Raw genomic sequence first — 23,943 nt, 5'->3', positions numbered from 1 at the left:
TGTGGGGGCTCTGAAAGGTTCCCGGCGTCCTACCGCCGGGCGCGGACGATGATCGGCTCGGTGGGTACGAGACTGGCGGCGCCATTGGTGCTGCCCTGCGACCCGGCCTGCTCGGTCCTGCGCGACGCGGTGGTGGACGTCGGGCCGGACGGCCGGATCACCTGGTGCGGCCCGCGCGCCGACGCCCCGCCGGCGTCCGGCGAGGTGGTGGAGCTGGACGGGTTGCTGCTGCCCGGGCTGGTGAACACCCACTGCCACACGCCGATGACCGTGCTGCGCGGGCTGGGTGGGGACCTGCCGCTGTTGCGCTGGCTGCACGAGGTGATCTGGCCGGCCGAGGCCCGGCTGACCGCCCCGGACGTGCGCACCGGCATGCTGCTCGGCTGTGTGGAACTGCTCCGCGCCGGCGTCACGACCAGCGTGGAGATGTACTTCTTCACCGACGCGGTGATCGACGCGGTGCTCGGTGCGGGCAGCCGGGTGGTGCTCACGCCGGGGATCATCGACGCCCCCGGCTGGGACCGGCTGGGCAGCTGGCAACAGATGCTGGACGAGGTGTCCGCACGGATCGACACGGTCGGCCTGCGGCACGGACCGGGCGAGCGGATCGAGTTGGGCTACGGGCCGCACTCGGCGTACACGCTGCCCCCGGAGGCGTTGACCGCGGCCGGCGAGGCGGCCCGGGCTCGCGGGGCGCTGCTGCACCTGCACCTGGCCGAGGCGGCCGGCGAGGACGCGGCGCAACGCGCGGCCTACGGCTCGGTGCCCCGGATGCTGGCCTCACTCGGCGTGCTCGGCCAGGGCGGGCGGGTGCTCGCCGCGCACTCCGTGCACCTGGACGACCGGGACATCGCGCTGCTCGCCGGGGCCGGGGCGGCGGTGGCGCACTGCCCGGTGTCGAACGCCAAGCTGGCCGCCGGCACCGCCCGGCTGTCCGCGTTGCGCGCGGCCGGCGTCCCGCTCGGCCTGGGTACCGACGGCCCGGCATCGTCGGACGACCTGGACCTGTTCGCCGTTGCCCGCCTCGCCGGCCTGCTCGCCAGGGTGACCAGCGGAAACGCCGCCGAGTTGACCGCCCCCGAGCTGCTCCTGCTGGCCACCCGGCACGGTGCGGCCTCGATCGGCCGCGACGACCTCGGCGCGCTGGAACCCGGCCGCTGGGCGGACGTCGTACACGTCAGCACGGACGACCCGGGCTTCCTGGACCTGGCCGACTCGGACGCGCGGGTGGTTTCCAACCTGGTCTGGGCCGGCGGCGCACGCCTGGTGCGCGACGTGTGGGTGGCCGGCGAGCGGGTGCTCGCCGGTGGCGAGCCGACCAGGGTGGACCGGGCCGAGGTCCAGTCGGCCGCGCGCGCCGTCGCCGCCCGCCTGGGCTAGTTGTTGCGTATCTCCACGCAGAGCAGCTCTGCGTGGAGATACGCAACAATCAGTGGCCCAGTAGGGCGTCCAGGTGCGGGTTGGTGAACACGCGGTTCGGGTCTCGCCGGTCCCGGACGGTCAGGAACTCCGCGTAGCGGGGGTAGGCCTCGGCGAGTTGTGACGCCGTCCACCGGTGCCGCTTGCCCCAGTGCGGCCGGCCCTGGTGCCCGCCGAGCACCTCGGCGGCCAGCCGCAACGGCTCGGGGTCCGCACCCACGGCGGTGTGCACCGCGATCCAGCCGGTGGCCCGCTGGTGCGCCGGGTGCAGCCAACCCGTCTCCGCCGGCCCGACCCGGACGTCCACCGGGAAAGCCACGTCCAGCTCGCGCTCGGTGATCGCGGCGAGCAGCTCACCGACGGCGTCCGCGAGACGCTCCCTCGGCACCGCCCACTCGCATTCTTCCCAGCGAACCACGGGTCGGGCGACGAGCACGCGGTGCGGCAGGTCGGTGACCGCGCCGGTCGAGGTCAGCGCGGTGGCCACCCGGTTGATCGCCGGCACCAACCGGGGCACCGAGCGACCGAGCGCCACCCCGCCGCCCACCGCCGCCGCGCGCACCAGGCGCGACTCCACCAGGTTGCGCAGCGACGCCGACCGGGCACCGTCCGGCTCCGGTTGCGCGTCGCTCGCCGGGTCGGGCGAAACCGCGTCCGCCCACCGGGCGAGGGCCTCCTCGGCATACGGGAAGACGGAGAACTCGGCCCAGTCGTGCCCGTCCAGGTACCCGCCGGCCAGCGCCTCGGCCAGCGGTACGCGCGCCTGGGAGACGCGCAACCGGCGGGCCGGGACCACGGTCAGCTCCACCTCGGTGATCACGCCGAGGGCACCGAGGGCAGTGCGGGCGGCGTCCAGTTCGGCGGCCGGAACCTCGGCGGCCTGCCCGTGGCCGTCCACCATGCGCAACGCGGTGACCTGTGCGGACAGCGATCCGACCTTCGGCGAGCTGCCATGCGTGCCGGTGGCGATCGCGCCGGCGACGGTGGGCGTGTCCACGTCGGCGAGCGTGCCGAGGGCGAGATCGCGGTCGGCCAGCACGGCGTTCAGCTCGGCCAGCGTGGTCCCGGCGCGCACCCGGACGCGCCGGCCGGCGACGCCGACGACCCCGGTCAGCGCGGAAAGGTCCAGCGCCACGTCATCAGTGACCGCCAGCGGGCTGAACGAATGACCGGCCCCGAAGGGTCGCACGCGCCGGCCACTCGCGGCCGCGCGCCGCACCGCCGCCCGTACGCCCGCCTCGTCCAACGGACGGACGGTGGCGTGCGGGGCGCTCCGCTGCCCGCCAGACCAGTTCGTCCACATGCGCCGCGAGCCTAGCGCGCCGCGCCGACGTAATCAGCCGGTTACCCGCCGTTGTCTCAAGATCCGGTACGCGGGCACGCCGTACCCCACGATCGGCGTGCCCGCGTACCGACCTCGCCGGGGAGCGGAAAGACTTTGAACTAGCGGGGCGGTACGGAGGGGAGGGACAGCGAGCCCCACAGCGTGCTGCTGTCCAGGCTGCCCAGCGCGGACCCGTCGATGTCCGCGCGCTCGGGCGCCGCGTGCCGGGCGGACCGCTCGCCGAACAGTTCCGGCGCCTCCGGCCGCGCGTGCCGGCTGCCCGCCGAAGCACCGCCCGTAGAGGCACTGTTCGCCGAGGCACCGCCCGCCGAAGCGCTACCCGCTGAAGCACTGTTCGCCGAGGCACTGTTCGCCGAGGCACCGCCCGCCGGGCCGATGCCGGACACCGGCGCGCCGCTGGCCCGGTTTGCGATGGTCGAACCAGCCATGGTCGGACCACTATGGGCGACCGAACCAGCCATGGTCGGACCGTTGTGGGCGATCGGGCCACCAGTGGTCGGACCGCCGTGGGCGGTCGGGCCGCTGGCGGTACCCATGCTGCCGGTGCCGAAGCCGGCCGAGCTCAGCGGGCCAGCCTGGGACGCACCCGACGGGAGCCCGCCATCCGACGGAACGCCGCCGCCCGGCGCCGGCTCCTCCCGGCCGCCGTAGGAGTCGAATCCGGTGGCCAGCGCGGCCACGCTCCCGGCGAGAAAGCCGTCCGAGACCGAACCGCCACCGCCGCCGAAGCCCGCCGGTCCGTTGACCGGGCCACTCATCACACCGTTCCCCGGAGCGTTCAACACGCCGTTCCCCGCGCCGCCAGGCAGGCCATTGCCCGGGCCGCCCGTCAGACCGTTCGCCGGCCCGTGAGACAGACCATTCCGCGGACTGTTGGTCAGACCATTCGCCGCGCCACCTGGCAGACCGTTCGCCGGGCCACCTGGCAGACCATTTGCCGGGCCGTTAGACAGACCGTTCATCGGGCCGTTGGCCAGAGCGTTCATCGGGCCGCTCGGCGAGGCGTTCGTGTGGCCGGGCGTACCGTTCGGTGCGCCGGACTGCGGCCGAGGGTCGCTCAGAGGGTCGGGCTGCGGCCGCGATTCGGCCGAGGCGGAGCCGCCCTCGGGAGTGGCGTGCCGAGGTCCGGAACCGGAGCGGTCCGCCATACCCCACCGGTGCTGCGCCGCCACTTGCGCGGACGCGAAGCCGCCGGTGCCACCCGGACCTCCGACGCTGGCACCGCCGACGCTGGCCTGCGGCCGCTCCCCACCACCGAACTGTGAAGCCGGGCCGACCGGCTGGTTCCGCATGGTCTGGTCGGCGATCTCGTTCACCCGGAACTCAGAGGTACCGGCCTCGCGGTGGTACTCGGGCACGCCGTAGCGGGCGGCCACGGCGCCGACCGGGCCGGACCCCTGCACGTGCTGGGGCCCGCCCGAAGCGGGCGGGGTCTGCGGAACGCGCCGGGTTGCCTCGGCCATCACGCCGGCCATCGCCGTGGTTGCGGCACTCGTGGTCGGGTGCATCCCGGGGTTGGAGGCCTGGGCGCCAGAAGGGGCGACCCGGCGGTCGGTGTGCATCCCGATGCCGCGCGGTCCGGCGCCGCGGGCGGGAGCACCGACGCCACTTACCCCGATCATGCCGCCGGTGATGGCAGCGGCGCCGAAGCCGTGCCTACCCCAGGTGTTACCGCGCCTGGCGTTCATCCGGTCCTCCTCGCTCACGGCTCAGTACCGGATTCAACGAGAAGACCACCGGATGAGTGACGGGCTCACCCGAGTGAAGGAAGTCCAGCGGGCTCGCGACCCTTGGTAGTCCTGCCCGGGTGACCGCCCCCCACTTTCGATCACTCAATAGGCCGATTGCGTTATCTCAACGTGATTCGGTCACACCAAGGCCGACGGACCGTAGTGCCCGGTGCCGCCCGCTCCGGGGCGAGCGCGGTTCGCGGATCTCATGACGTCCGCCACTTTCGTCACTCGAGCCCCCGCCGCTGGCCACGCTGGCCAGGCTCGGCCGCATCCGCACGGAGCCACCGACGGACCCGGGGTAGGCGCGCTCAACCGGGCTGGACTCGAGACGGGCCACCGGCACCGCGCTCAGCAGCATGCGGGCCATCGCCAACGGTGACGCGGGGGTGACCGGCATGGGTGCGCTCAGCGGATCTCGTTGGAAATGTTCGGCGGGATCGGCGGCGCGGGTGACCAGGGCGTGGAAGATGGGGGTGAGCTCGGAATCCTGCGAATCCAGGGTGTCGGGGTTGATTGCCGGCTCGTACACCTGCGCGCTTACCTCCGCCGTCGACTGGTCAACTACGCCGGACAAACGGCTGCCCGGGGCGTTAGGTTGCGCCGATTACAAAGGTCTTAGCCGAACCAACTAAGGACCCCTCTATAGAGTGGCCCTTATATCTCCAAGGCTGGTCAATGCGTAACGACTATGGTCGACTCGTGGAACCCACACGGTCCCGGTCGGCCCTGCGCGTGGCATCCGAGCTGAGCGCCCGCTTCCTGATCATCGCGGCCGCGCTGGGCGTGGTGATCTTCCTGATCATCCAGCTGCGGATAGTCGTGGTGCCGGTGGCGATCGCGTTGCTACTGGCGGCGCTGCTCGCCCCTCTGGTGGCCGCCGCCGTGAACAAGCTTCGCCTGCCCCGGGGCCTGGCCACCGCGCTGGTACTCGTCGGCGGCATCGCGCTGCTGTCGCTGGTTCTGTCGTTCGTGATCAACGCGTTCGTCGCCGGCCTGCCCGACCTGCGCACCCAACTGGTGCAGAGCTTCGAGGTCAACATCAAGCCGCTGCTGGCCGGGCCGCCGTTCCGGTTCTCCCCGGAGCGCCTGAACGACCTGCCCGCCGAGCTGCAGCGCTCCCTCGCGGCGAACACCGACGCCATTACCTCCGGCGCACTCACCACCGCGGCCACCGCCGGCGAGTTCGCCTCCGGGTTGGCGCTCGCGCTGTTCGTGCTGATCTTCTTCCTCTATGACGGCCGGCCGATCTTCACCTTCCTGCTGAAGGCGCTGCCGCCCGAGCAGCGGGACCGGGCCGGCGTGGCCGGGCAGCGCGCGTTCGCCTCACTGGTCGGCTACACCCGGGCCACCGTGGTGGTCGCCGTGGTGGACGCGGTCGGCATCGGCATCGGGTTGTGGCTGGTCGGCGTGCCGCTCGCGGTGCCGCTGGCGGCACTGGTCTTCCTCGGCGCGTTCATCCCGCTGGTCGGTGCGGTGCTGTCCGGCTCGGTGGCGATCCTGATCGCGCTGGTCGCCAACGGCCCGGTGCCCGCACTGATCGTGCTGGCCGTCGTGGTCGGCGTGATGCAGCTGGAGAGCCACGTGCTGCAGCCGGTCCTGCTGGGCCGCGCGGTGGCGCTGCACCCGCTGGCGATCGTGCTCGGCGTGGCGGCCGGTGTGGTCATCTCCGGCATCGCCGGCGCGCTGCTCGCGGTGCCGCTCATCGCCGTACTCTCCGCCTTCGTCCGCTCCCTCAGCGAATCCCCAGCCGCCACGCCCCCACCAGCCGAGGTCGACCCCCTCGACCCGCACGACCCCGAAGTCGAACCGGCACCGGCGGACCGCTAGCCCGCACACAGGGTTCCGTCAGGCGGCGTCGTCGAGGGCTGCGACGGTTGAGAGGTCGAGCTTCAGTTCGGCGGCGAGCAGGTTCTCTTCGAGGTGGGCCACCGAGCTCGTGCCGGGGATCGGGAGCATGATCGAGGATCGCTGCAGCAGCCAGGCCAGCGCGACCTGCGCGGCGGTGGCGTCCAGACCCTCCGCGATGTCATGCACCAGCCCGCCCGGCTTGGCCAGCTCGCCGGCGCCGACCGGGTGCCACGGGATGAAGCCGATGCCCCGCTCGGTGCAGTGCCGGAGCACGTCGTCGGACGTGCGGTCGACCAGGTTGTACCGGTTCTGCACGGTGGCGATCTCCACGATCGCCTCGGCCTCCTCGACCTGCGCCACACTGACCTGGGAGAGTCCCACCAGGTTGATCTTCCCCTCGGCACGCAGGTCGGCCAGGGCGCCGAACTGGTCGGCCGCCGGGACCGTCGGGTCCACCCGGTGCAGCTGGAACAGCTCGATCCGCTCCAGGCCGAGCCGGCGCAGGCTCAGCTCGCACTGCTGGCGCAGGTACTCCGGCCGCCCGCACGGGTGCCACTGGCCGGGGCCCGTGCGCAGCTGGCCGGCCTTGGTGGCGATCAGCACCCCGTCGTACGGGTGCAGCGCCTCGCGGATCAGCTCCTCGCTGACGTGCGGGCCGTAGGCGTCGGCGGTGTCGATCAGGTTGACGCCCAGCTCCACCGCGCGCCGCAGCACCCGGACGGACTCGTCGTGGTCCGCCGGCGGACCCCACACACCCGGGCCGGTCAGCTGCATGGCCCCGTAGCCGAGCCGGGTCACGGATACCGCTTCCCCGAGCCGAATCTCGCCGCTGGCGGCGGCCGGTCGGCCGGTGAACGTCGTGGTCACAGCTGGGTCTCCCGGATTTGGTGTGGATTGGTTTGACCGAAGTACCAGCCTGACACCAACCCGCCCGCCGAGGCTCGCATTCGTGACGAGCCGAACACCGTGGGTACCCGATCGCGCCCGACCGCTCGGGCGCCTCCCACTGGAAAGGCCACCGTTCTCTTATTCGGACAAGTCATTCCGCCCGGGCCGAATTTCGGAGCTAATGGCAATTCCGGGCACCCGGGCGCCGAGATCCACCTCACGGGACCGCATTCAATGATCAACCACGGATCAGGTAGATCTGGCCCGCCGACCACGGAAAACCTCCCGCCGCACCCGGGAGGCGTACCGGTGTCGGTCGCACCAATTATCACACTGGCCCTTGCAGTAACCACGAAGTGAACGACGGTTAGCTATTCTCGAATGCCGGAGGGACACGCCCGGAAACAGCATTCGTCCGATGTGCCGACCGGCCGACCGGAACTCCTCCATTCGCGCTACCGTTCGTCCACAAAATGACGCCGAACGGCGAGTGTTCAAGATTCAGACCGCCTCGGGTGCGGGAGCCCCAGTCCAATCGCAGCGGCTTGTCCGCCGCACGGGAACGTTTCACCAGGTATGCGCGGACACCGGCGCGCGGCGCCGCCGGGTGCTACGGTCAGCCACGATGGCCGAGATCATGAGCCTGCCCGAGGCAGTGAACGCGCTGGTCAACGACGGTGACTCGGTGGCCATGGAGGGCTTCACCCACCTCATCCCGTTCGCGGCGGGGCACGAGGTGATCCGGCAGCGCCGGAAGAACCTGACGCTGATCCGGATGACCCCGGACCTGATCTACGACCGGCTGATCGGCGCCGGCTGCGCGGAGAAGCTGGTGTTCTCCTGGGGCGGCAACCCGGGTGTCGGCTCGCTGCACCGGTTCCGGGACGCGCTGGCCAACGGCTGGCCGGCGCCACTGACCGTCGAGGAGCACTCCCACGCGGGCATGGCGAACCGCTACGCGGCCGGGGCCGCGGGCCTGCCGTTCGGCGTGCTGCGCGGTTACGCCGGCACCGACCTGCCCGCGCACACCGAGACCATCAAGTTCGTGACCTGCCCGTTCACCGGCGAACGGCTGGCCGCCGTCGCCGCGCTGAACCCCGACGTGACGATCGTGCACGCGCAGCGCGCGGACCGGGCCGGCAACGTGCAGCTGTGGGGCCTGACCGGCATCCAGCGGGAGGCGGTGCTCGCCGCCAAACGCGCGCTGGCCACCGTGGAGGAGATCGTGGACCGCCTGGACCCGGTGCCCGGCGGGGTGATCCTGCCGTCCTGGGTGCTCGACGCGGTCGCCCTGGCCCCCGGCGGGGCCAAGCCGTCCTACGCCCACGGCTACTACGAACGGGACAACACCGCCTACCGCGCCTGGGACGCGGTCAGCCGGGACCGGGACAAGTTCTCCGCCTGGTTGGAGGAGCTGGTCGCGCCATGAGCGAGCTGGCGAGCGAACCGACGCTGAGCTACAGCACCGACGAGATGATGACCGTGGCGGCGGCGCGGGCGCTGAGCGACGGGGCGGTGTGCTTCGTGGGCATCGGGCTGCCGTCGCGGGCGGCCAACCTGGCGCGCCGGCTGCACGCGCCCAACCTGGTGCTCATCTACGAGTCCGGCCCCATCGACACCCGGCCGTCCCTGCTGCCGCTTTCCATCGGCGACGGTGTGCTGGCCGAGGACGCGTTGACCCTGGTCAGCATCCCGGAGATCTTCAACTACTGGCTGCAGGCGGGGCGGGTGGACGTCGGGTTCCTCTCCGGCGCGCAGCTCGACCGGTTCGCCAACATCAACTCCACGGTGATCGGCGACTACGACGAGCCGGACGTCCGGCTGCCCGGGTCGGGCGGCGCACCGGAGATCGCGGCCAGCGCCGGCGAGGTGCTGATCGTGATGCGGCACCGGCTGCGCGCGTTCGTGACCTCGGTGGACTTCGTCAGTTCGGTCGGGCACGGTTCCGGGCCGGGCGACCGGGAACGCCTCGGGCTGCGCGGCGCCGGTCCGACCAGGGTGATCACCGATCTCGGGGTGCTCGAGCCGGACCCGGAGACCCGCGAGCTGACCCTGACCGGCCTGCACCCCGGCATCACGGTGGAACAGGTCCGCGCGGAGACCGGTTGGCCGCTGGAGGTGGCGGAGGACCTGGTGCCCACGCCCGAGCCGACCGCCGAGGAGCTGCGCACCTTGCGTGCCCTCCGCACGGTCGGCGAGTAGGCGTAACGGCTAACGTGTTCGGGTGGCCGGCGAGATCGACCCCAGCGAGCTGCTGATATCCGACCGGGATCGGGAGAGCACGGTAACCATGCTGGGCACCGCGATGGGCCAGGGCCGCATCACCCCGGTCGAGTTCAGCGAGCGCTGCGAGCGGGCCTGGGCGGCGCGCACCCGGGCCGAGCTGCTGGCCGTGCTGGTCGACCTGCCCGGCGCGCCGCCGCCGGAGCTCGCCTCGCTGGTGCTGGACGTCAGCTTCGGGCAGGTGCGCCGCGGCGGCGCGTGGCCGGTGCCGGAGCTGATCAAGATCGTCGGCATGGGCCAGCGGACAACGCTGGACTTCACCGACGCGGTGTTCCACGTGCCGTCGGTCACCATCCAGGTGACCGGCAACCTGAGCACCACCCGGGTGATCCTGCCGCTGGACGCCGAGGTGGACACCGACCGGCTGGAACTGGTCGCCGGCTCGGTCCGGGAACGCGGCTGGGTGCCGCGCCGGGACCGCGCGCCCCGCGGCCCCGGCCGACTGCGCCGCCTGCTCCCCGGCACCCCCCGCGACCAGGAGCCACCGCCCCCGGCGCCGATCTTCATCTTCCTGGGCCGAGCCACCCTCGCCTCGGTAACCCTCTGGTACCCCCGCCCGGCAAAGCGCCGCTGATTCAGTCACTTCAGCAGGGTGATTCAGTCACTTCTCGACGAAGACCAGGTCCTCCGGCGGGTAGAGCAGCTTCACGTCCTGCCCGCTGACCTGGATCACGTTGTCGAAGCCGGTCGCCCGGCCCTCGGAGATGATCCACAGCCGGTCGTTCTGGCTGGCCAGAAAGGCGGGCAGGCCGGCCAGCGAGGCGTCGCCGTCGTTCAGCCCGAGGTAGTCGACGAGCCGGCGGAACAGCTTGGGCAGGATCACCGCCTCGTCGGTGAGCGTCTCCCGGCCCTTCACGGTGAACCCGGCGGTGGTCCGGTCGGACGGCCACAGCCCACGCCCGGCCTCGCGCGCGGAATGCACCGCCCCGGTCATCGCGTCCCGCAGGTCGGCGAACAGCTTGCTGTAGTACGTCGGGTAGGCCACGCCGTCGTTGAGCAGAACGGAGTTCGCGCTGGTCAACACGTGTTCCGGGGTGAGATGGAAGGAACTCAGGTCGGCGGCCGGCGCCGCGCCGGCGAAGGCGAACGACACGCATCGGCCGTACTGGTCGGCGAACTGGGTGAGGATGTAGCCGGGCGTCTCGGCCGGGGTCGCCGAGGTCACCGTCTGGTGACTGTTGCGGCGCACCTTCTCGAAGCCGAGCACCTCCAGCAGGCGCGCGGCGGCCGCGTCGGCGAACTCGGCCGGCTGGCCCAGCGACCCGCCGCCGGACTCGGGCGCGTAGTGCGTCTCCAGCGCGTCGACCCCGTCCAGCCGCAGCTGGGCGCCGCCGGCGGCGTTGGTGCGCACGTTGATCCGGGCGCGGTCGAACGCATCGCGCACGGTGGGGTAGAAGCGGACGGAATCGCCGTCGGGTTGGGCCCCGACGATCCGATACTGCCCGGTGATGACGGTGAACGGCATGCCAGCACCCTGCTGACTCGTCCTCGCCCGGGCAAGCGAAGCCTGGGCAACGCGCCGATGAACGGAAATAACCCCACACGTCCCAGTGGTTTCCCGAGCATGCGGTTCGGTATCAACATTCTCAACTTCGGCTCGGACACCGGCCCGGAGACGCTGCTCGGCTGGGCGCGGCACGCGGAGGATCGCGGCTTCGACTTCGCGATGATCTCCGACCACCTGGCGATCACGCCGGAGGTGGCCGCGCAGTACCCGGCGCCCTTCTACGACCCGTTCGCCACGCTGGCCTGGCTGGCCGGGCAGACCCGGCGGATCGAGCTGGGCACGACCGTGGCGGTCCTGCCCTACCGGCACCCGCTGCACACCGCGCGGCTGGCCGCGAACGTCGACCGGTTCAGTGGCGGGCGGTTCATCCTGGGCGTCGGGGTGAGCTGGCCGCGCACCGAGTACGCGACGCTGGGCGTGCCGTTCGAGCGCCGGGGCGCGATCACCGACGAGTACCTGGACGTCATCACCCGGGCCTGGGCCGGACCGTCGCTGTCCTACTCGGGGGAGTTCGTGTCGTTCACCGAGGTGCAGACCGGGCCGCCGCCGGTGCGCCGCCCGCCGGTGTGGGTGGGCGGCGCGAGCCCGGCGGCGTTGCGCCGGGCCGCCCGGTTCGGCGATGCCTGGCACCCGCTCAACCAGCGGCTGGGCTGGCTGCGCGCGGACGGCCTGCCCGGGCTGCGGCGCGCGGCGGAGGCGGCGGGGCGGCCGGTGCCGGAGCTCGCGCCCCGGCTGCCGCTGCGCATCAGCCCGACGCCGCTGGACGAGGACACCCGGCTGGCCGGCCAGGGCACCCTGGACCAGATCCGCCGCGACCTGGACGAGCTGGCCGCCCTGGGCGCCGGCCAGGTGCTGTTCGACACCTATCCGGGCAGGCCGGCCGAGCAGCGCCCGCTGGACGAGGACCTGCGGCTGCTGGACACCCTGACGCCGGTGCTGCCCCGCTGACGCCGGGACTACCCCGCTGACCGCCGCACCGCGCGGAGGACGGTGTCGTTCACGTGGTCGGTGCCCTCCGGGGCGGGCCGGCTGCGCGGTCGGGTCTCGTCGACCTGGATCGTCCAGGTGTCGTCGAGCAGCTCGGCGACGTCGCGCGGCTCGTAATAGCGCGCCGGGTCGAACTCGAGGTCGTGGCGGTTCCGCCACTCCTTCAGGTCGTGCCCGACGAAGAGCAGCGTGCCGCCCGGCGCCACGGCGGCCAGCAGGCCGCGCAGCGCCGCTTCACCGGTGCCCTTGGCGATGGGGAAGTACTGCGCGGTGACCAGGTCGTAGGCGCCCGGCTCCGGGGTGGAGTCGGTCAGGCTGGCCCGCACCCAGGTGATCTCCCGCGCCGGCGAAGCCGGCGCGCTGGGCCGGGCGCCCAGTTTGGTGCCCGGCGGAAACACCGCCGGCGAAGCCGGCGCGCTGGGCGGGGCGCCCAGTTTGGTGCCCTGCGGAAACACCGCCGGCGAAGCCGGCGCGCTGGGCGGGGCGCCCAGTTCGGCGCCCGGCGGAAACACCGCCGGCGGGGTCTTTGCCGCCTCGGCCGCGCGGTCCAGTGCCACCTGCGAGATGTCCATCGCGGTGACCCGCCAGCCCCGGCGGGCCAGCCAGATCGCGTCCCCGCCCTCCCCGCATCCCACGTCCAGCGCCCGCCCCGGTGCCAGCCCGGACACCTCGACCACCAGCGGGCCGTTGGGCTCCCCGCTCCACAACTGCTCACGCTGCCCGTACCGCTCGTCCCAGTACTCCGCCGACTCCGGCGAGAACGGACTCTGCGTGCCGTGCCCATGCTCGGTCACTCCGACCACCTCCGCCACCGAGACTGCCTCGCGGCACGGATAGCCGGCAAAGAAGTTTGCCGAAACGGCAAGTTAGGGCGACACGCCTACCCCTGGGCGAGGTCGGCGAAGCGGCTGTAGTGCAGCTGGTGGGCCACGGTGATGGTGCTGGTGGGGCCGTTCCGGTGCTTGGCCAGGATCAGGTCGGCCTCGCCGGCCCGGGGGTCGTCGCGCTCGAACGCGTCCGGGCGGTGCAGCAGGATCACCATGTCCGCGTCCTGCTCGATCGACCCGGACTCGCGCAGGTCCGACAGCATGGGCCGCTTGTCATTGCGCTGCTCCGGGCCGCGGTTCAGCTGGGAGATGGCCACCACCGGTACCTCGAGCTCCTTGGCCAGCAGCTTGATCTGCCGGGAGAACTCGGAGACCTCCTGTTGCCGCGACTCCACCCGCTTGCCCGACGACATCAGCTGCAGGTAGTCCAGCACCAGCAGCTTCAGCCCGTTGCGCTGGGACAGCCGGCGGGCCTTGGCCCGGATCTCCATCATGGTCAGGTTGGGGCTGTCGTCGATGAACAGCGGCGCCTCGGAAATCTCCGACATCCGCCGGGCCATCCGGGTCCAGTCGTCATCAGACATCCGCCCGGACCGCATGTCGGCCAGCCGGATACGCGCCTCGGCGGACAGCAGCCGCATGACGATCTCCGACTTGCTCATTTCCAGCGAGAAGAACGCGCTGGTCATGCCGTGCTTGACCGAGCACGAGCGGGCGAAGTCCAGTCCCAGGGTGGACTTGCCGAGGCCGGGCCGGGCGGCCACCACGACCATCTGCCCGGCGTGCAGCCCGTTGGTCACCGCGTCCAGGTCGACGAAGCCGGTGGGCACGCCCAGGGAGACACCACCCCGGCTGGCGATGGCGTCGATCTCGTCCATGGTGGGCTGCAGCAGCTCCTCCAGTGGGACGTAGTCCTCGCTGGTGGTGCGTTCGGTGACCTCGTAGATGGCCGCCTGGGCCCGGTCCACCACCTCGTCCACCTCGGCGCCCTCGGCCCCCTGGTAGCCCAGCTGCACGATCCGGGTGCCGGCCTCCACCAGGCGGCGCAACACCGCCTTCTCGGCCACAATCTCCGCGTAGTAGGCGGCGTTGGCCGCCGTGGGCACGGTGGCGATCAGGGTGTGCAGGTACGGTGCGCCGCCGAGGCGGGCCAGCTCGCCGCGCCGGTCCAGCTCCGCCGACACGGTGACCGGGTCGGCCGGCTCACCCCGGCCGTAGAGATCCAGGATGCAGTCGTAGACGGTCTGGTGCGCCGGCCGGTAGAAGTCGTCGGGGCGCAGCACCTCCACCACGTCCGCGATGGCGTCCTTGGACAGCAGCATCCCGCCCAACGTGGACTGCTCGGCGGTGAGGTCCTGCGGCGGCTGCCGGTCGAAGGTCGCGCCGGAACCACCGGCGTAGTCGTCCTCTGGCTCCTCCGCCGGTCGCACGTGACGCGGCCGACCCGCCGGCCGATCGTCTGGTGCCGCCATTCCACTCCCCCCACCGGTCACCGATGTTTCTACCGGCAACCCCCGACGGAATTGCGCACGGACACGGGGGAGCCACGCAGGAACTTGGTCACGCTAGGGGTCATTGGCCCCCCGGACCAAAACGTTCTGTTGACCGCCCTGTTGATCGACTGGGGACAACTGGACGGGTCAAGACACATTCATGGGGACAGCTGTGGACAGCTTGGGGACAACGACCCGACCGGGCGCCGTCCCCGCTGCTCAAAGTGTGGGTACGCGCTGGGGACAACTATCGGGTAATCCGCTCGGCGTGTCACCGGGAGAACGATTCCCCGAGCGTGTCTGACCACCCTCGAGCAACCCTGAACACTCGAGCGAGGCACTCGGATACGCAGAGTATCCACAAGCAAGAATTGATCCGAGCACGACAAATCACCGTCGATCAGAAATGCCGACGGAGAACACCGTTCGCGAAATTGATTCAGCAGTGATCGAAATTTCGAAGGTTGGAGAACCCAACCAAAGCGCCACCGCTACGGGTGCGATTCACCCGGCTACCGTCCGTCGAACAAAAGACCCACAACGGAGCAGGCGGCCGCGGACGAACCACCTGCGTCCGGGACGGACGACCCACGCGGGCCGTTCAAGCGGGGCCACCGCACCGGGCGGCCCCACGGCGGGGCCGCACCGGAATGCGGCGTTGTCGCTCCGAGCCGTCGGCGATCTTCCGCCAACGGGCCCTCAGCTGGCGCTAACCTCGATCGGGAACTGCACGACGACCTCGGGGTGCAGTTTTACCGAAACGGTGTGCCGGCCTGTGGACTTGATCGAGGCGGGCAGGCTGACCGTGCGCCGGTCCAGCTTGGGGCCACCGACCTTGGACACGGCGGCGACCACCTCGGCCGGGGTGACCGAGCCGAACAGCCGGCCGCTGTCCTTCGCGGCACGCACCGCGAGCCGGACCGGCGGCAGGCCCTTGAGGGTCCCGGCCAGTTCCTTCGCGTGGTCCAGGTCGCGCACCGCGCGGACCTCGCGGCCCTTGCGGATCTGGGCGACCTGCTTCTCCGCGCCCCGGGTCGCCGGGATGGCCAGCTGGCGCGGCAGCAGGTAGTTGCGGCCGTAACCGTCCTTGACCTCGACGATATCGCCGGGCGCGCCCAGGTTGGCCACGTCGGCGGTGAGAATCAGCTTCATCTCGGGGTCTCCTAGCGGGCGGTCGAGGTGTAAGGCAGCAGGGCCACCTCGCGGGCGTTCTTCACCGCAACCGCCACGTCACGCTGGTGCTGGCGGCAGTTGCCGCTCACCCGGCGGGCGCGGATCTTGCCCCGGTCGGAGATGAACTTGCGCAGCAGACCGGTGTCCTTGTAGTCGATCGCCGCGGCCTTGTCCTTGCAGAATGCGCAGACCTTCTTCTTCGGCTTGCGCAGCACGGGCTTTGCCATGACTTACTTAGCTCCTGAGAGATGTGGTTCGAAAGTCTTCGAGGGTGAGCTCTGGATCAGAAGGGGGGCTCGTCGCTCGGCGCGCCGCCGCCACCGGAACCGGCGACCGGCGCCGATCCCCACGGGTCGTCGGCCGGGGCGCCGCCGCCACCGCCGAAACCGCCGCCCCCGGAACCCCGGCTGACCTTGTTCACCTTGGCGGTGGCGTAGCGCAGCGACGGGCCGACCTCGTCGACCTCCAGCTCCACCACGGTGCGCTTCTCGCCCTCGCGGGTCTCGTAGGAGCGCTGCTTGAGCCGGCCGTTCACGATTACCCGGGAACCCCGGGTGAGCGTCTCGGCCACGTTCTCCGCCGCCTGGCGCCAGATGTTGCAGCGCAGGAACAGCGCCTCGCCGTCCTTCCATTCGCCGGACTGCCGGTCGAAGGTGCGCGGGGTGGAGGCCACCGTGAAGTTGGCCACCGCCGCGCCGGACGGGGTGAAGCGCAGCTCCGGATCGGCGGTCAGGTTGCCGATCACGGTGATGAGGGTGTCGCCCGCCATATCAGGCTCCCGCCTCGGCCGAGTCGCCGGAACCCTCGGAAGCAGCATCGGCGGAAGCGGAAGGAGCGGCGGTGGAAGCGGCGGCAACCGCGGCCGGCCCGGCGCCCGGGTTCCCGCCCGTGCGCGCCGGGGCGGCGGCCTGCGCGGCGCGGCGCTTCAGCGCCTCCACCCGCATCACCTTGGTGCGCAGCACGGACTCGTTCAGGCCCAGCTGGCGGTCCAGCTCGGCCACGGTGGCCGGCTCGCAGGTCACGTTCAGCACGGCGTAGATGCCCTCGGCGTGCTTGGCGATTTCGAAGGACATCCGGCGCTTGCCCCAGACGTCGACCTTCTCCACCTTGCCGCCGTCGCCGGTGACCACGCGAAGAAAGGTCTCCAGGGACGGGGTAACGGTGCGTTCGTCGAGGTTCGGGTCGAGGATGACCATGAGCTCGTAATTACGCATGAGAACCACATACCTCCTGTGGACTGTTGGCGGCCGCGGTCCGTCCGCGGCAGGAGGGTCTCAACTGGCACCGACAGTTTCCGATGAAACACCTCGGCGCTCGGTAGTCAAGGTTACCAACGGGTGATGAGACCCTCCGCGACCGGGTGCCGACCGAGGCCGCAGTAGGGTCGCAAGCATGCGAATCGGCGCACACGTCCGGTCCGACGCGGACCCGCTGGGCTCGGCCGCCGAGTGCGGTGCCGAGGTGATGCAATTCTTCCTGGCCGACCCGCAGGGCTGGAAGAAGCCGCCCGCGCACCCGATGGCGGCGACGATCGCGGACGCCGCCGCACGGGGCGAGATGACGGTGTTCGTGCACTCCCCGTACGTGGTGAACCTGGCGTCCACCAACAACCGGATCCGCATTCCCTCGCGCAAGCTGGTGCAGCAGCACGCGGAAGGCGCGGCCGCCGTCGGCGCCCAGGGGCTGGTGGTGCACGGCGGGCACGTCACGGCCGGGGAGGAACCCGGGGTGGGTGTGGACAACTGGCGCAAGTTCTTCGCCCGCCAGCAGGACGACGCCGGCGGATTCGCGGTGCCGATCCTGATCGAGAACACCGCCGGCGGGGACAACGCGATGGCCCGGCGGTTCGACGCGCTGGCCCGGCTGTGGGACGCGGTCGGCGACTACGGCGCCGGGTTCTGCCTGGACACCTGCCACGCGTTCGCCGGCGGCGAGGACCTGGTGGACGTGGTCGAACGGGCCAAGGCGATCACCGGCCGGATCGACCTGGTGCACCTGAACAACTCGCGCGACGAGTTCAACTCCGCCCGGGACCGGCACGCCAACATCGCCGCCGGGACGATCGACCCGGACCAACTGGTCGCGGTGTGCGCCGCCGCCGGCGCCCCGGTGGTGGTGGAGACACCGGCCGAGGGCATGGCCGAGGACATCTCCTACCTGCGTAAACACCTGAGCTGAGGGCGACTCGGGTGAGGCGGCTCGGCGCCAGCGGGCTGCTCCTGGTGACGCTGCTGTGCTGGCTGACCATGGTGGTCAGCTACCAGAACAAGGCGCGGTGCGTCGGGCCGACGTATGACTCGTACGGCCGCACCGAGCCGGCCTACCAGGTGCGCAAGGACCGGGACGTCTGCTACTCCGACGTACAGCACCTGTGGATAGGCCGGGACATCGACCGGCACGTCTTTCCCTACGTACACGGCGGGATCGACGCCGACGGCTCGCTCTACGGCGGGGCTGTGGAGTATCCGGTGCTGACCGGGCTGCTCATGTGGACAGGTGCGCTGTTCGCGCACACCGACGGGGCGTTTCTGCTGGGTACCGCGTTGTTGTTGGCACCGTTCGGGCTGCTCGTGGGTTATCTGCTCGCCCAGCTGGCCGGCTGGCGGTCGCTGTTGTGGGCGGTCGGGCCGCCGCTGTTCCTGTACGCCTTCCACAACTGGGACCTGCCGGCGGTGGCAGCCACGGTGGCCGCGGTGTGGGTGATGCACCGGCCCGGTTCGGCTTCGGTGGCGCGACGGGGTTGCTGGGCCGGGGTGCTGCTGGGACTCGGGTTCGCGTTCAAGCTCTATCCGGCAATGTTCTTGGCACCGTTGGCGCTCTACGTTCTGACCGCCTCCCGGCCCCGCTACGACTGGGGCGGGACGCTGCGGGTGCTCGGCTCGGCGGCGGCCACGGTGATCGCGGTGAACCTGCCGTTCGCCCTGTTCGGCTACCGGGGCTGGCTGGCCGCGTTCACCTTCCAGGGCCTGCGCAAGGTCGACCTCACCACCAACTCGATCTGGTACTGGGGTTTCCGGCCTCACTCCGACCCGGAGAACGCCGCCTTCCAGGCGATGGTGGACTGGGCCTCGCCGGCCGCCGTGCTGGTGTCCTTCGCGGTGGCGCTGGGCATCGGCTGGTGGCGGTACCGGCGTGACGGCGTATACCCGTGGATCCCGGTGAGCGCGGCGATGCTGGCCGGGTTCCTGCTGCTGCACAAGGTGCACTCGCCGCAGTACGCGCTGTGGATACTTCCGTTCTTCGCGTTGCTGCGGGTGCGCTGGGGGTGGATAGCCGGGTACTTCCTCGCCGACCTGGCGATCGGCATCGGCATCTTCCGCTACTTCTACGTGGCGTTCACCCGGGGCACCGACTACGAGATCTACTCCGGCCTCGCCGCGCAGGCGGTGATCGTCGGGGTGTGGGGGCGGGCGGCGCTGCTGGTCGCGCTGTTCGGGGTCTTCCTGTTCGCCGAGGCGTGCGTGCCTAGCGCCACGCGAACACCGGCTGCTCCAGGTGATCAACTCGCGTCGGCCGGCCCCGCAGCACCAGCTCCCGGAACTGATAGAGCACCGCTCCCGTCGGGGCATGCACGTACCGGTTCATCAGCGGCAGCCGAATCACCGGGCGGTCCGACTCGGGGATCGTGATGAAGATCGGCTCGATGTCCAGCTGCTCGGTCGGCACGCCGTAGACGGCGGCCACCTCGCCGGGGTCCGGGCGCAGCTGGCGGGCGCCGGGGCGCGGCCGGCCACTCACCTCGCCGGCCCACAGCACCACGGGTGTCATCACGAACCCGGACCTTGTCGGGTAGTCGTCGAGCAGGCCCAGTACGGATCGCTCGGGCAGTTCCAGGCCCACTTCCTCGGCCAGCTCACGGCGCGCGGCGTCGATCACCGACTCGCCCTCGTCCACCCGGCCGCCGGGCAGTGCCCACTGGCCGGCGTGCCGGCGCATCTTCGGCGCCCGCCGGGTGAGCAGGATCTGTTCGCCGGCGGTGGCGGTGCGGACGATGGTGATCGCCACCGCCGCCGCGCGCCGGTCATTCAGCTCGACGCCCCGGCGGTCGAACCCGTCCAGCACGGCCCGCACGGACGACTCGGTCAGCGTGGGCACCATCCGCTCACCCTAAGCCGACGGGCACCGGGACGCCGGTTGGCCAGGAGTGACCTCGCCGGCGCCGGTGCGCGATCCAACGTCGTCGATCCGGTCATCCGCGCCTCTACCTCCGGACGAATGCCTCCACCGCACCCCAACCCCGACTCGCCGTACCTGAACCCCCAACTCGCCGTACCCCAAGTCCCAACTCGCCGTACCTGGATCCCCGACTCGCGGGGTTGGGAGGGCGACACACCGGTGGGGCGCCCGGGCGGGGTGGGGAGTGGGGGCGCTTCTAGGGTGGGTGGATGACGCGGAGTTGGGCACGGCGGTGTGCGGTGCTGGTCGGGGCGATGACGGTCGGGGTCAGTGCGGCTTGTGGGTCACCGGCTCCTCCGCCGCCGCCCCCCACGTCGGGGCTGGACCTGGCCGGGTTCGACCGGGCGGTTCGGCCGCAGGACGACACCTACGCGTTCGTGAACGGCACCTGGATCCGGAACACGCAGATCCCGCCGGACATGTCCGAGTACGGCTCGTTCACCCAGCTGGCGCTGCGCTCGGAGGAGAACCAGCACACGCTGATCGAGGACGCCGCGCGCGACGGCGGCGACGACCCGGACCGGCGCAAGCTCGGTGACCTGTTCGGCAGCTTCATGGACACCCAGCGGCTGGACCAGCTGGGCGCGCAACCCCTGCAACCCGACTTCGACGCGATCAACAAGCTGGCCACGCCTCAGGACCTTCTCAAGCACCTGGGCGAGATCCAGAAGTTCGGCCAGTCCAACCCGATCGGGCTGGGCGTCGACCAGGACTCCAAGGACGCCACCCGCTACATCACCAGCGTGAACCAGGGCGGCACCGCGCTGCCCGACCGCGACTACTACCTGTCGGGCGACCCGAAGATGGTCGGCATCCGCGACCAGTACCGCACCTACGTGGCCAAGATGCTGCGCCTGGCCGGCCTGCCCGACCCGGACGGCGCCGCCGGCCGTGTACTCGACCTGGAGACCAAGCTGGCCCAGGCCAAGTGGTCGAAGGTGCAGAACCGCGATGCGATCGCCACCTACAACAAGTTCACCATCCCCGACGCGACCAAGGCCACCGGCATCGACTGGTCGGCCTATCTGGCCGCCGCCGGCGTCACCGACCAGCCGGCCATGGTGATCGGCCAGCCCAGCTTCTTCAACACCCTGTCCGGGCTGCTCACCAGCGTGCCCCTGGACACCTGGAAGGACTACCTGCGCTGGCAGGAGATCACCGACTACGCGCCCTACCTGAGCAAGGACTTCGTGGACACCCGGTTCGACTTCGTCGGCAAGGTGCTCGGCGGCCGGGAACAGAACCGGGAACGCTGGCGGCGCGGCGTAGCGGCGGTCAACGGCTCGATGGGCGAGGCGCTGGGCAAACTCTACGTGCAGAGCTACTTCCCGCCGGAGGCCAAGCAGCGCGCGGACGCACTGGTGCACAACATCATCAACGCCTACCGGGGCTCGATCAACAACCTGGACTGGATGTCCCCGGCCACCCGCAAGGCCGCCGAGGACAAGCTGAACAAGCTGGCCGTCAAGATCGGCTACCCGAACAAGTGGCGGGACTACACCAGCCTGGACATCCAGCGCGGCGACCTGGTCGGCAACATGAAGCGCACCTCCCGCTTCGAGCACCAGATCGCCCTGGACAAGCTGGGCAAACCGGTGGACCGCGAAGAGTGGTTCATGGACCCGCAGACGGTCAACGCCTACTACAGCCCGTCGATGAACGAGATCGTCTTCCCGGCCGCGATCCTGCAACCCCCGTTCTTCGACGCCCGCGCCGATGACGCGGTCAACTACGGCGCGATCGGCGCGGTGATCGGCCACGAGATCAGCCACGCCTTCGACGACCAGGGCAGCAAGTACGACGGCGACGGCAACCTGCGCGACTGGTGGACCCCCGAGGACGCCGCGCGGTTCAAGGCCAAGACCACCGCACTCATCGCCCAGTACAACGCCTACCACCCCGTCCCGGACGCCACCATCAACGGCGAGCTCACCCTGGGCGAGAACATCGCCGACCTGTCCGGCCTCACCGTCTCCCACCGCGCCTACCAGGCCTCCCTACCCGGCGGCACCCCCGGCCCGGTGATCGACGGCTTCACCGGCGAACAACGCTTCTTCATGGGCTACGCCCAAATCTGGCGCTCCAAGGAACGCGACGAATCCCTCCGCCAAAGCCTCCGCACCGACCCCCACAGCCCCGGCCAATACCGCAGCAACGGCGTCCTCCCCAACGTCGACGCCTTCTACCAAGCCTTCGACGTAAAACCCACCGACCGCATGTACAAGCCCCCCGCCGACCGCATCCACATCTGGTAACCCGACCCACCCGCGCGAGTCGGCACTTCCTTGAGCGCGAGTCGGCACTTCTGTGAGCGCGAGTCGGCACTTTTGTGAGCGCGAGTCGGCATTTCCGTAAGCGCGAGTCGGCACTTCTGTAAGCGCGAGTCGGCACTTCCATGCGCACCAAGTCGGCGGCGCCGTACGGGCGGCGCTCGCCGCGGGCGCATGGGCGACGAAAGCCATCCGTGGGCGTACCGGCGCGGGTCAGCCGCCGGGGTGGGTGCTCGCGAACCGGCGGCGGTAGGCGGCGGGAGGGATGCCGAGGTGGGTGACGAACGCCCGGCGGAGGCTCTCGTCGCTGCCGAAACCGCTGCGCTCGGCGGCCGAGCCGACGCTGTGCCCGGCCTCCAGCAGCAGCTGCGCCGCCTCCAGCCGCATCCGCTCCACGTAGCGGGCCGGCGTGACGCCGAGCTCGCTGCGGAACAGCCGGGTCAGGTGGCGCGGGCTCATCCCGGCGGCGGCCGCCAACCGGGGCACCGAGTGACGGCCCGCCGGGTCGGCGGCGACGGCGTCCAGCAACGCGCGCAGCGGTTGGCTACGCGGCCGGGGCGTGCGGGACGGCGCGGAGAACTGCGACTGCCCGCCCGGCCGCTGCAAGAACACCACTAGTGATTTCGCCACGTCCCGGGTCAGCTCCGGGCCGTGGTCGCGCTCGACCATGGCCAGTGCCAGGTCGATGCCGGCAGTGACGCCGGCCGAGGTGGCGATCGGGCCGTCCGCCACGAAGATCGCGTCCAGCTCGACCGTGACCCGGGGATGGCGGCGGGCCAGTGCGGTGCCGTGCCGCCAGTGCGTGGTGGCCCGGCGGCCGTCGAGCCGGCCGGTGGCGGCGAGCAGGAATGCACCCGTGCAGATGGACGCCACCCGGCCGGCGCCGCGAGCCAGTTGCCCGGCCGCCCGGACCAGGTCCGGCTCGATGGGCAACGTGGCCAGGTCCTCCGAGCCGGGCAGCACCACGGTGTCGAGGTCGGCAACGTCGGAAACCGGCGCGTCGGCGGCGAGCTGGATGCCGGTGGAGGAGCGCACCGGACGGCCGTCGGTCGAGCAGGTGATCACCCGGTAGTCGGCGCCGTACCGGTTGGCCTCGCTGAACACCTCGGCCGGGCCGGCCACGTCCAGCAGCGTCACCCCGGGGAAGAGCAGCACACCCACTCGGTGCGGCACCGAACCTCCCCGGCCTTTGTCCGAATCTGTGGACATCCTGACGGAAAGGACATGGCTCGGCCACCCCTCGGCGCGCAGATTGGTTCACATGACAGAAACCATCGCCGGGATCGCCGTCCCGGACAGCCGCGTGGTGCGCGAGGCCACCGAGCTGGTCCGGGAGGCGGCATCACCGCTGCTGTTCCACCACTCGCGCCGGGTGTACCTGTTCGGCATGCTGCAGGGCCGCCGCCGGGGCCTGCGGCCGGATCCGGAGCTGCTCTACGTCGGCGCGATGTTCCACGACCTGGGCCTCACCGACAAATACCGCACCGCGCACCAGCGTTTCGAGGTGGACGGCGCGGACGAGGCCCGCCGCTTCCTGACCGCGCACGGCATCGCCGAGCACGCGGCGACCCGGGTCTGGACGGCCATCGCGCTGCACACCACGCCGGGCATCCCGGAGTTCATGGCGCCGGAGATCGCCCTGGTCACCGCCGGGGTGGAGACCGACGTGCTGGGCATCGGCTACCACGACCTCGCCGCCGACGACATCCGCGCGGTCACCGAGGCCCACCCCCGCCCGGACTTCAAGCGGCAGATCCTGGCCGCCTTCACCAACGGCTTCCGGGACCGCCCGGACAGCACCTTCGGCACGGTCAACGCGGACGTCCTGGCACACTTCGCGCCCGGGTTCGTGCGCACCGACTTCGTCGAGGTGATCGAAGGCAACGCCTGGCCGGAGTGACCGAGTCAGCCCGCTGAACCGACCAAATCGGCGTGCTGAATCGACCGAACCAGCATGCTGAAGCGACTGAATCAGCATGCTGGAGTGACTGAAC

Annotated in this window: 22 protein-coding genes and 1 pseudogene; 10 read left to right on the top strand and 13 right to left on the bottom strand. The window is 71.1% G+C overall.

Features of this window, described 5'->3' with window-relative positions:
* Positions 1–60: 60 nt before the first annotated feature.
* Positions 61–1,380: an amidohydrolase family protein gene (locus ABEB12_RS00750; protein WP_425572176.1), complete on the top strand. Its 1,320-nt coding sequence runs from the start codon at positions 61–63 to the stop codon at positions 1,378–1,380.
* Between the two features lie 49 nt (positions 1,381–1,429).
* On the opposite strand, the gene ABEB12_RS00745 is transcribed toward ABEB12_RS00750, so the two are convergent.
* The 3 genes from ABEB12_RS00745 to ABEB12_RS00735 all read right to left on the bottom strand — a co-directional run bounded on the left by ABEB12_RS00745 (position 1,430) and on the right by ABEB12_RS00735 (position 5,026).
* A complete protein-coding gene (locus ABEB12_RS00745; protein WP_185058450.1) occupies positions 1,430–2,722 on the bottom strand; it encodes a D-arabinono-1,4-lactone oxidase in 1,293 nt (430 codons plus the stop codon).
* A gap of 140 nt (positions 2,723–2,862) precedes the next feature.
* A complete protein-coding gene (locus ABEB12_RS00740; protein ID WP_185058449.1) occupies positions 2,863–4,452 on the bottom strand; it encodes a hypothetical protein in 1,590 nt (529 codons plus the stop codon).
* Between the two features lie 166 nt (positions 4,453–4,618).
* Positions 4,619–5,026, bottom strand: a complete 408-nt coding sequence (locus tag ABEB12_RS00735; RefSeq protein ID WP_185058448.1) for a hypothetical protein — start codon at positions 5,024–5,026, stop codon at positions 4,619–4,621.
* A gap of 170 nt (positions 5,027–5,196) precedes the next feature.
* Here ABEB12_RS00735 and ABEB12_RS00730 point away from each other — a divergent pair, with 170 nt between their 5' ends.
* Positions 5,197–6,324, top strand: coding sequence for an AI-2E family transporter (locus tag ABEB12_RS00730; RefSeq protein ID WP_345702456.1), 1,128 nt, complete (start codon positions 5,197–5,199; stop codon positions 6,322–6,324).
* An 18-nt stretch (positions 6,325–6,342) separates the two neighbouring features.
* Here the strand turns inward: ABEB12_RS00730 and ABEB12_RS00725 are convergent, their stop codons facing one another.
* Positions 6,343–7,119, bottom strand: a complete 777-nt coding sequence (locus ABEB12_RS00725) for an aldo/keto reductase (RefSeq protein ID WP_425572200.1) — start codon at positions 7,117–7,119, stop codon at positions 6,343–6,345.
* 739 nt (positions 7,120–7,858) lie between these two features.
* On the opposite strand from ABEB12_RS00725, the gene ABEB12_RS00720 reads away from it, so the two are divergent.
* Genes ABEB12_RS00720 through ABEB12_RS00710 form a run of 3 tightly spaced genes read left to right on the top strand, consistent with a single transcriptional unit; the run spans position 7,859 to position 10,090 of the window.
* Positions 7,859–8,662: a CoA transferase subunit A gene (locus ABEB12_RS00720; protein ID WP_185058445.1), complete on the top strand. Its 804-nt coding sequence runs from the start codon at positions 7,859–7,861 to the stop codon at positions 8,660–8,662.
* Complete coding sequence (locus ABEB12_RS00715; RefSeq protein ID WP_185058444.1) at positions 8,659–9,435, top strand: CoA-transferase; 777 nt, start codon at positions 8,659–8,661, stop codon at positions 9,433–9,435. Before ABEB12_RS00720 ends, ABEB12_RS00715 begins: the two co-directional genes overlap by 4 nt.
* Before the next feature lie 22 nt (positions 9,436–9,457).
* The gene (locus ABEB12_RS00710) at positions 9,458–10,090 is read left to right on the top strand and encodes a DUF1707 domain-containing protein (protein ID WP_185058443.1); all 633 of its coding nucleotides are present in this window, start codon (positions 9,458–9,460) and stop codon (positions 10,088–10,090) included.
* Positions 10,091–10,117: 27 nt separating this feature from the next.
* Here the strand turns inward: ABEB12_RS00710 and ABEB12_RS00705 are convergent, their stop codons facing one another.
* Positions 10,118–10,981 (bottom strand): thermonuclease family protein, encoded by an 864-nt coding sequence (locus ABEB12_RS00705; protein WP_185058442.1) that lies wholly within the window; start codon positions 10,979–10,981, stop codon positions 10,118–10,120.
* A gap of 99 nt (positions 10,982–11,080) precedes the next feature.
* Here ABEB12_RS00705 and ABEB12_RS00700 point away from each other — a divergent pair, with 99 nt between their 5' ends.
* On the top strand, positions 11,081–11,971 hold the full coding sequence (locus ABEB12_RS00700; RefSeq protein WP_185058441.1) for a TIGR03619 family F420-dependent LLM class oxidoreductase: 891 nt from the start codon (positions 11,081–11,083) through the stop codon (positions 11,969–11,971).
* A gap of 8 nt (positions 11,972–11,979) precedes the next feature.
* Here ABEB12_RS00700 and ABEB12_RS00695 read toward each other — a convergent pair whose 3' ends face one another.
* From ABEB12_RS00695 to rpsF, 6 genes are all read right to left on the bottom strand, one after another.
* Positions 11,980–12,804, bottom strand: coding sequence for a methyltransferase domain-containing protein (locus ABEB12_RS00695; protein WP_185058440.1), 825 nt, complete (start codon positions 12,802–12,804; stop codon positions 11,980–11,982).
* A gap of 86 nt (positions 12,805–12,890) precedes the next feature.
* Complete coding sequence (gene dnaB, locus ABEB12_RS00690; protein WP_221497514.1) at positions 12,891–14,309, bottom strand: replicative DNA helicase; 1,419 nt, start codon at positions 14,307–14,309, stop codon at positions 12,891–12,893.
* A gap of 720 nt (positions 14,310–15,029) precedes the next feature.
* Positions 15,030–15,482 (bottom strand): 50S ribosomal protein L9, encoded by a 453-nt coding sequence (rplI, locus tag ABEB12_RS00685; RefSeq protein WP_185058438.1) that lies wholly within the window; start codon positions 15,480–15,482, stop codon positions 15,030–15,032.
* A gap of 11 nt (positions 15,483–15,493) precedes the next feature.
* Complete coding sequence (gene rpsR, locus ABEB12_RS00680) at positions 15,494–15,730, bottom strand: 30S ribosomal protein S18 (protein ID WP_185058437.1); 237 nt, start codon at positions 15,728–15,730, stop codon at positions 15,494–15,496.
* Positions 15,731–15,786: 56 nt separating this feature from the next.
* Positions 15,787–16,272, bottom strand: coding sequence for a single-stranded DNA-binding protein (locus ABEB12_RS00675; protein WP_185058436.1), 486 nt, complete (start codon positions 16,270–16,272; stop codon positions 15,787–15,789).
* Between the two features lies 1 nt (position 16,273).
* Positions 16,274–16,717, bottom strand: coding sequence for a 30S ribosomal protein S6 (gene rpsF / locus ABEB12_RS42025; protein ID WP_185058435.1), 444 nt, complete (start codon positions 16,715–16,717; stop codon positions 16,274–16,276).
* Between the two features lie 178 nt (positions 16,718–16,895).
* Between rpsF and ABEB12_RS00665 the strand changes: the two genes are divergently transcribed.
* Together ABEB12_RS00665 and ABEB12_RS42020 are read left to right on the top strand one after the other, a co-directional pair.
* Positions 16,896–17,681, top strand: a complete 786-nt coding sequence (locus ABEB12_RS00665; RefSeq protein ID WP_185058434.1) for a deoxyribonuclease IV — start codon at positions 16,896–16,898, stop codon at positions 17,679–17,681.
* An 11-nt stretch (positions 17,682–17,692) separates the two neighbouring features.
* A complete protein-coding gene (locus tag ABEB12_RS42020; protein WP_425572175.1) occupies positions 17,693–19,132 on the top strand; it encodes a glycosyltransferase family 87 protein in 1,440 nt (479 codons plus the stop codon).
* Positions 19,133–19,163: 31 nt separating this feature from the next.
* On the opposite strand, the pseudogene ABEB12_RS00660 reads toward ABEB12_RS42020, so the two are convergent.
* Positions 19,164–19,601: pseudogene (locus ABEB12_RS00660) on the bottom strand (NUDIX hydrolase); the annotation flags it as partial.
* Positions 19,602–19,888: 287 nt separating this feature from the next.
* Here ABEB12_RS00660 and ABEB12_RS00655 point away from each other — a divergent pair.
* A complete protein-coding gene (locus tag ABEB12_RS00655; RefSeq protein WP_345702455.1) occupies positions 19,889–21,934 on the top strand; it encodes a M13 family metallopeptidase in 2,046 nt (681 codons plus the stop codon).
* A 228-nt stretch (positions 21,935–22,162) separates the two neighbouring features.
* On the opposite strand, the gene ABEB12_RS00650 is transcribed toward ABEB12_RS00655, so the two are convergent.
* Entirely contained in the window at positions 22,163–23,158 is a 996-nt protein-coding gene (locus tag ABEB12_RS00650; protein WP_185058432.1) for a GlxA family transcriptional regulator, read from the bottom strand.
* 52 nt (positions 23,159–23,210) lie between these two features.
* Here ABEB12_RS00650 and ABEB12_RS00645 point away from each other — a divergent pair, with 52 nt between their 5' ends.
* Positions 23,211–23,849, top strand: coding sequence for an HD domain-containing protein (locus ABEB12_RS00645; protein ID WP_185058431.1), 639 nt, complete (start codon positions 23,211–23,213; stop codon positions 23,847–23,849).
* Positions 23,850–23,943 lie beyond the last annotated feature (94 nt).

Origin of the sequence: Actinospineispora eucalypti (assembly GCF_039543365.1) — a bacterium.
GTDB lineage: Bacteria > Actinomycetota > Actinomycetes > Mycobacteriales > Pseudonocardiaceae > Pseudonocardia > Pseudonocardia eucalypti.
The sequence above is the reverse complement of the archived record's forward strand: the minus strand, read 5'-3'. Positions and strand labels throughout refer to the sequence as shown.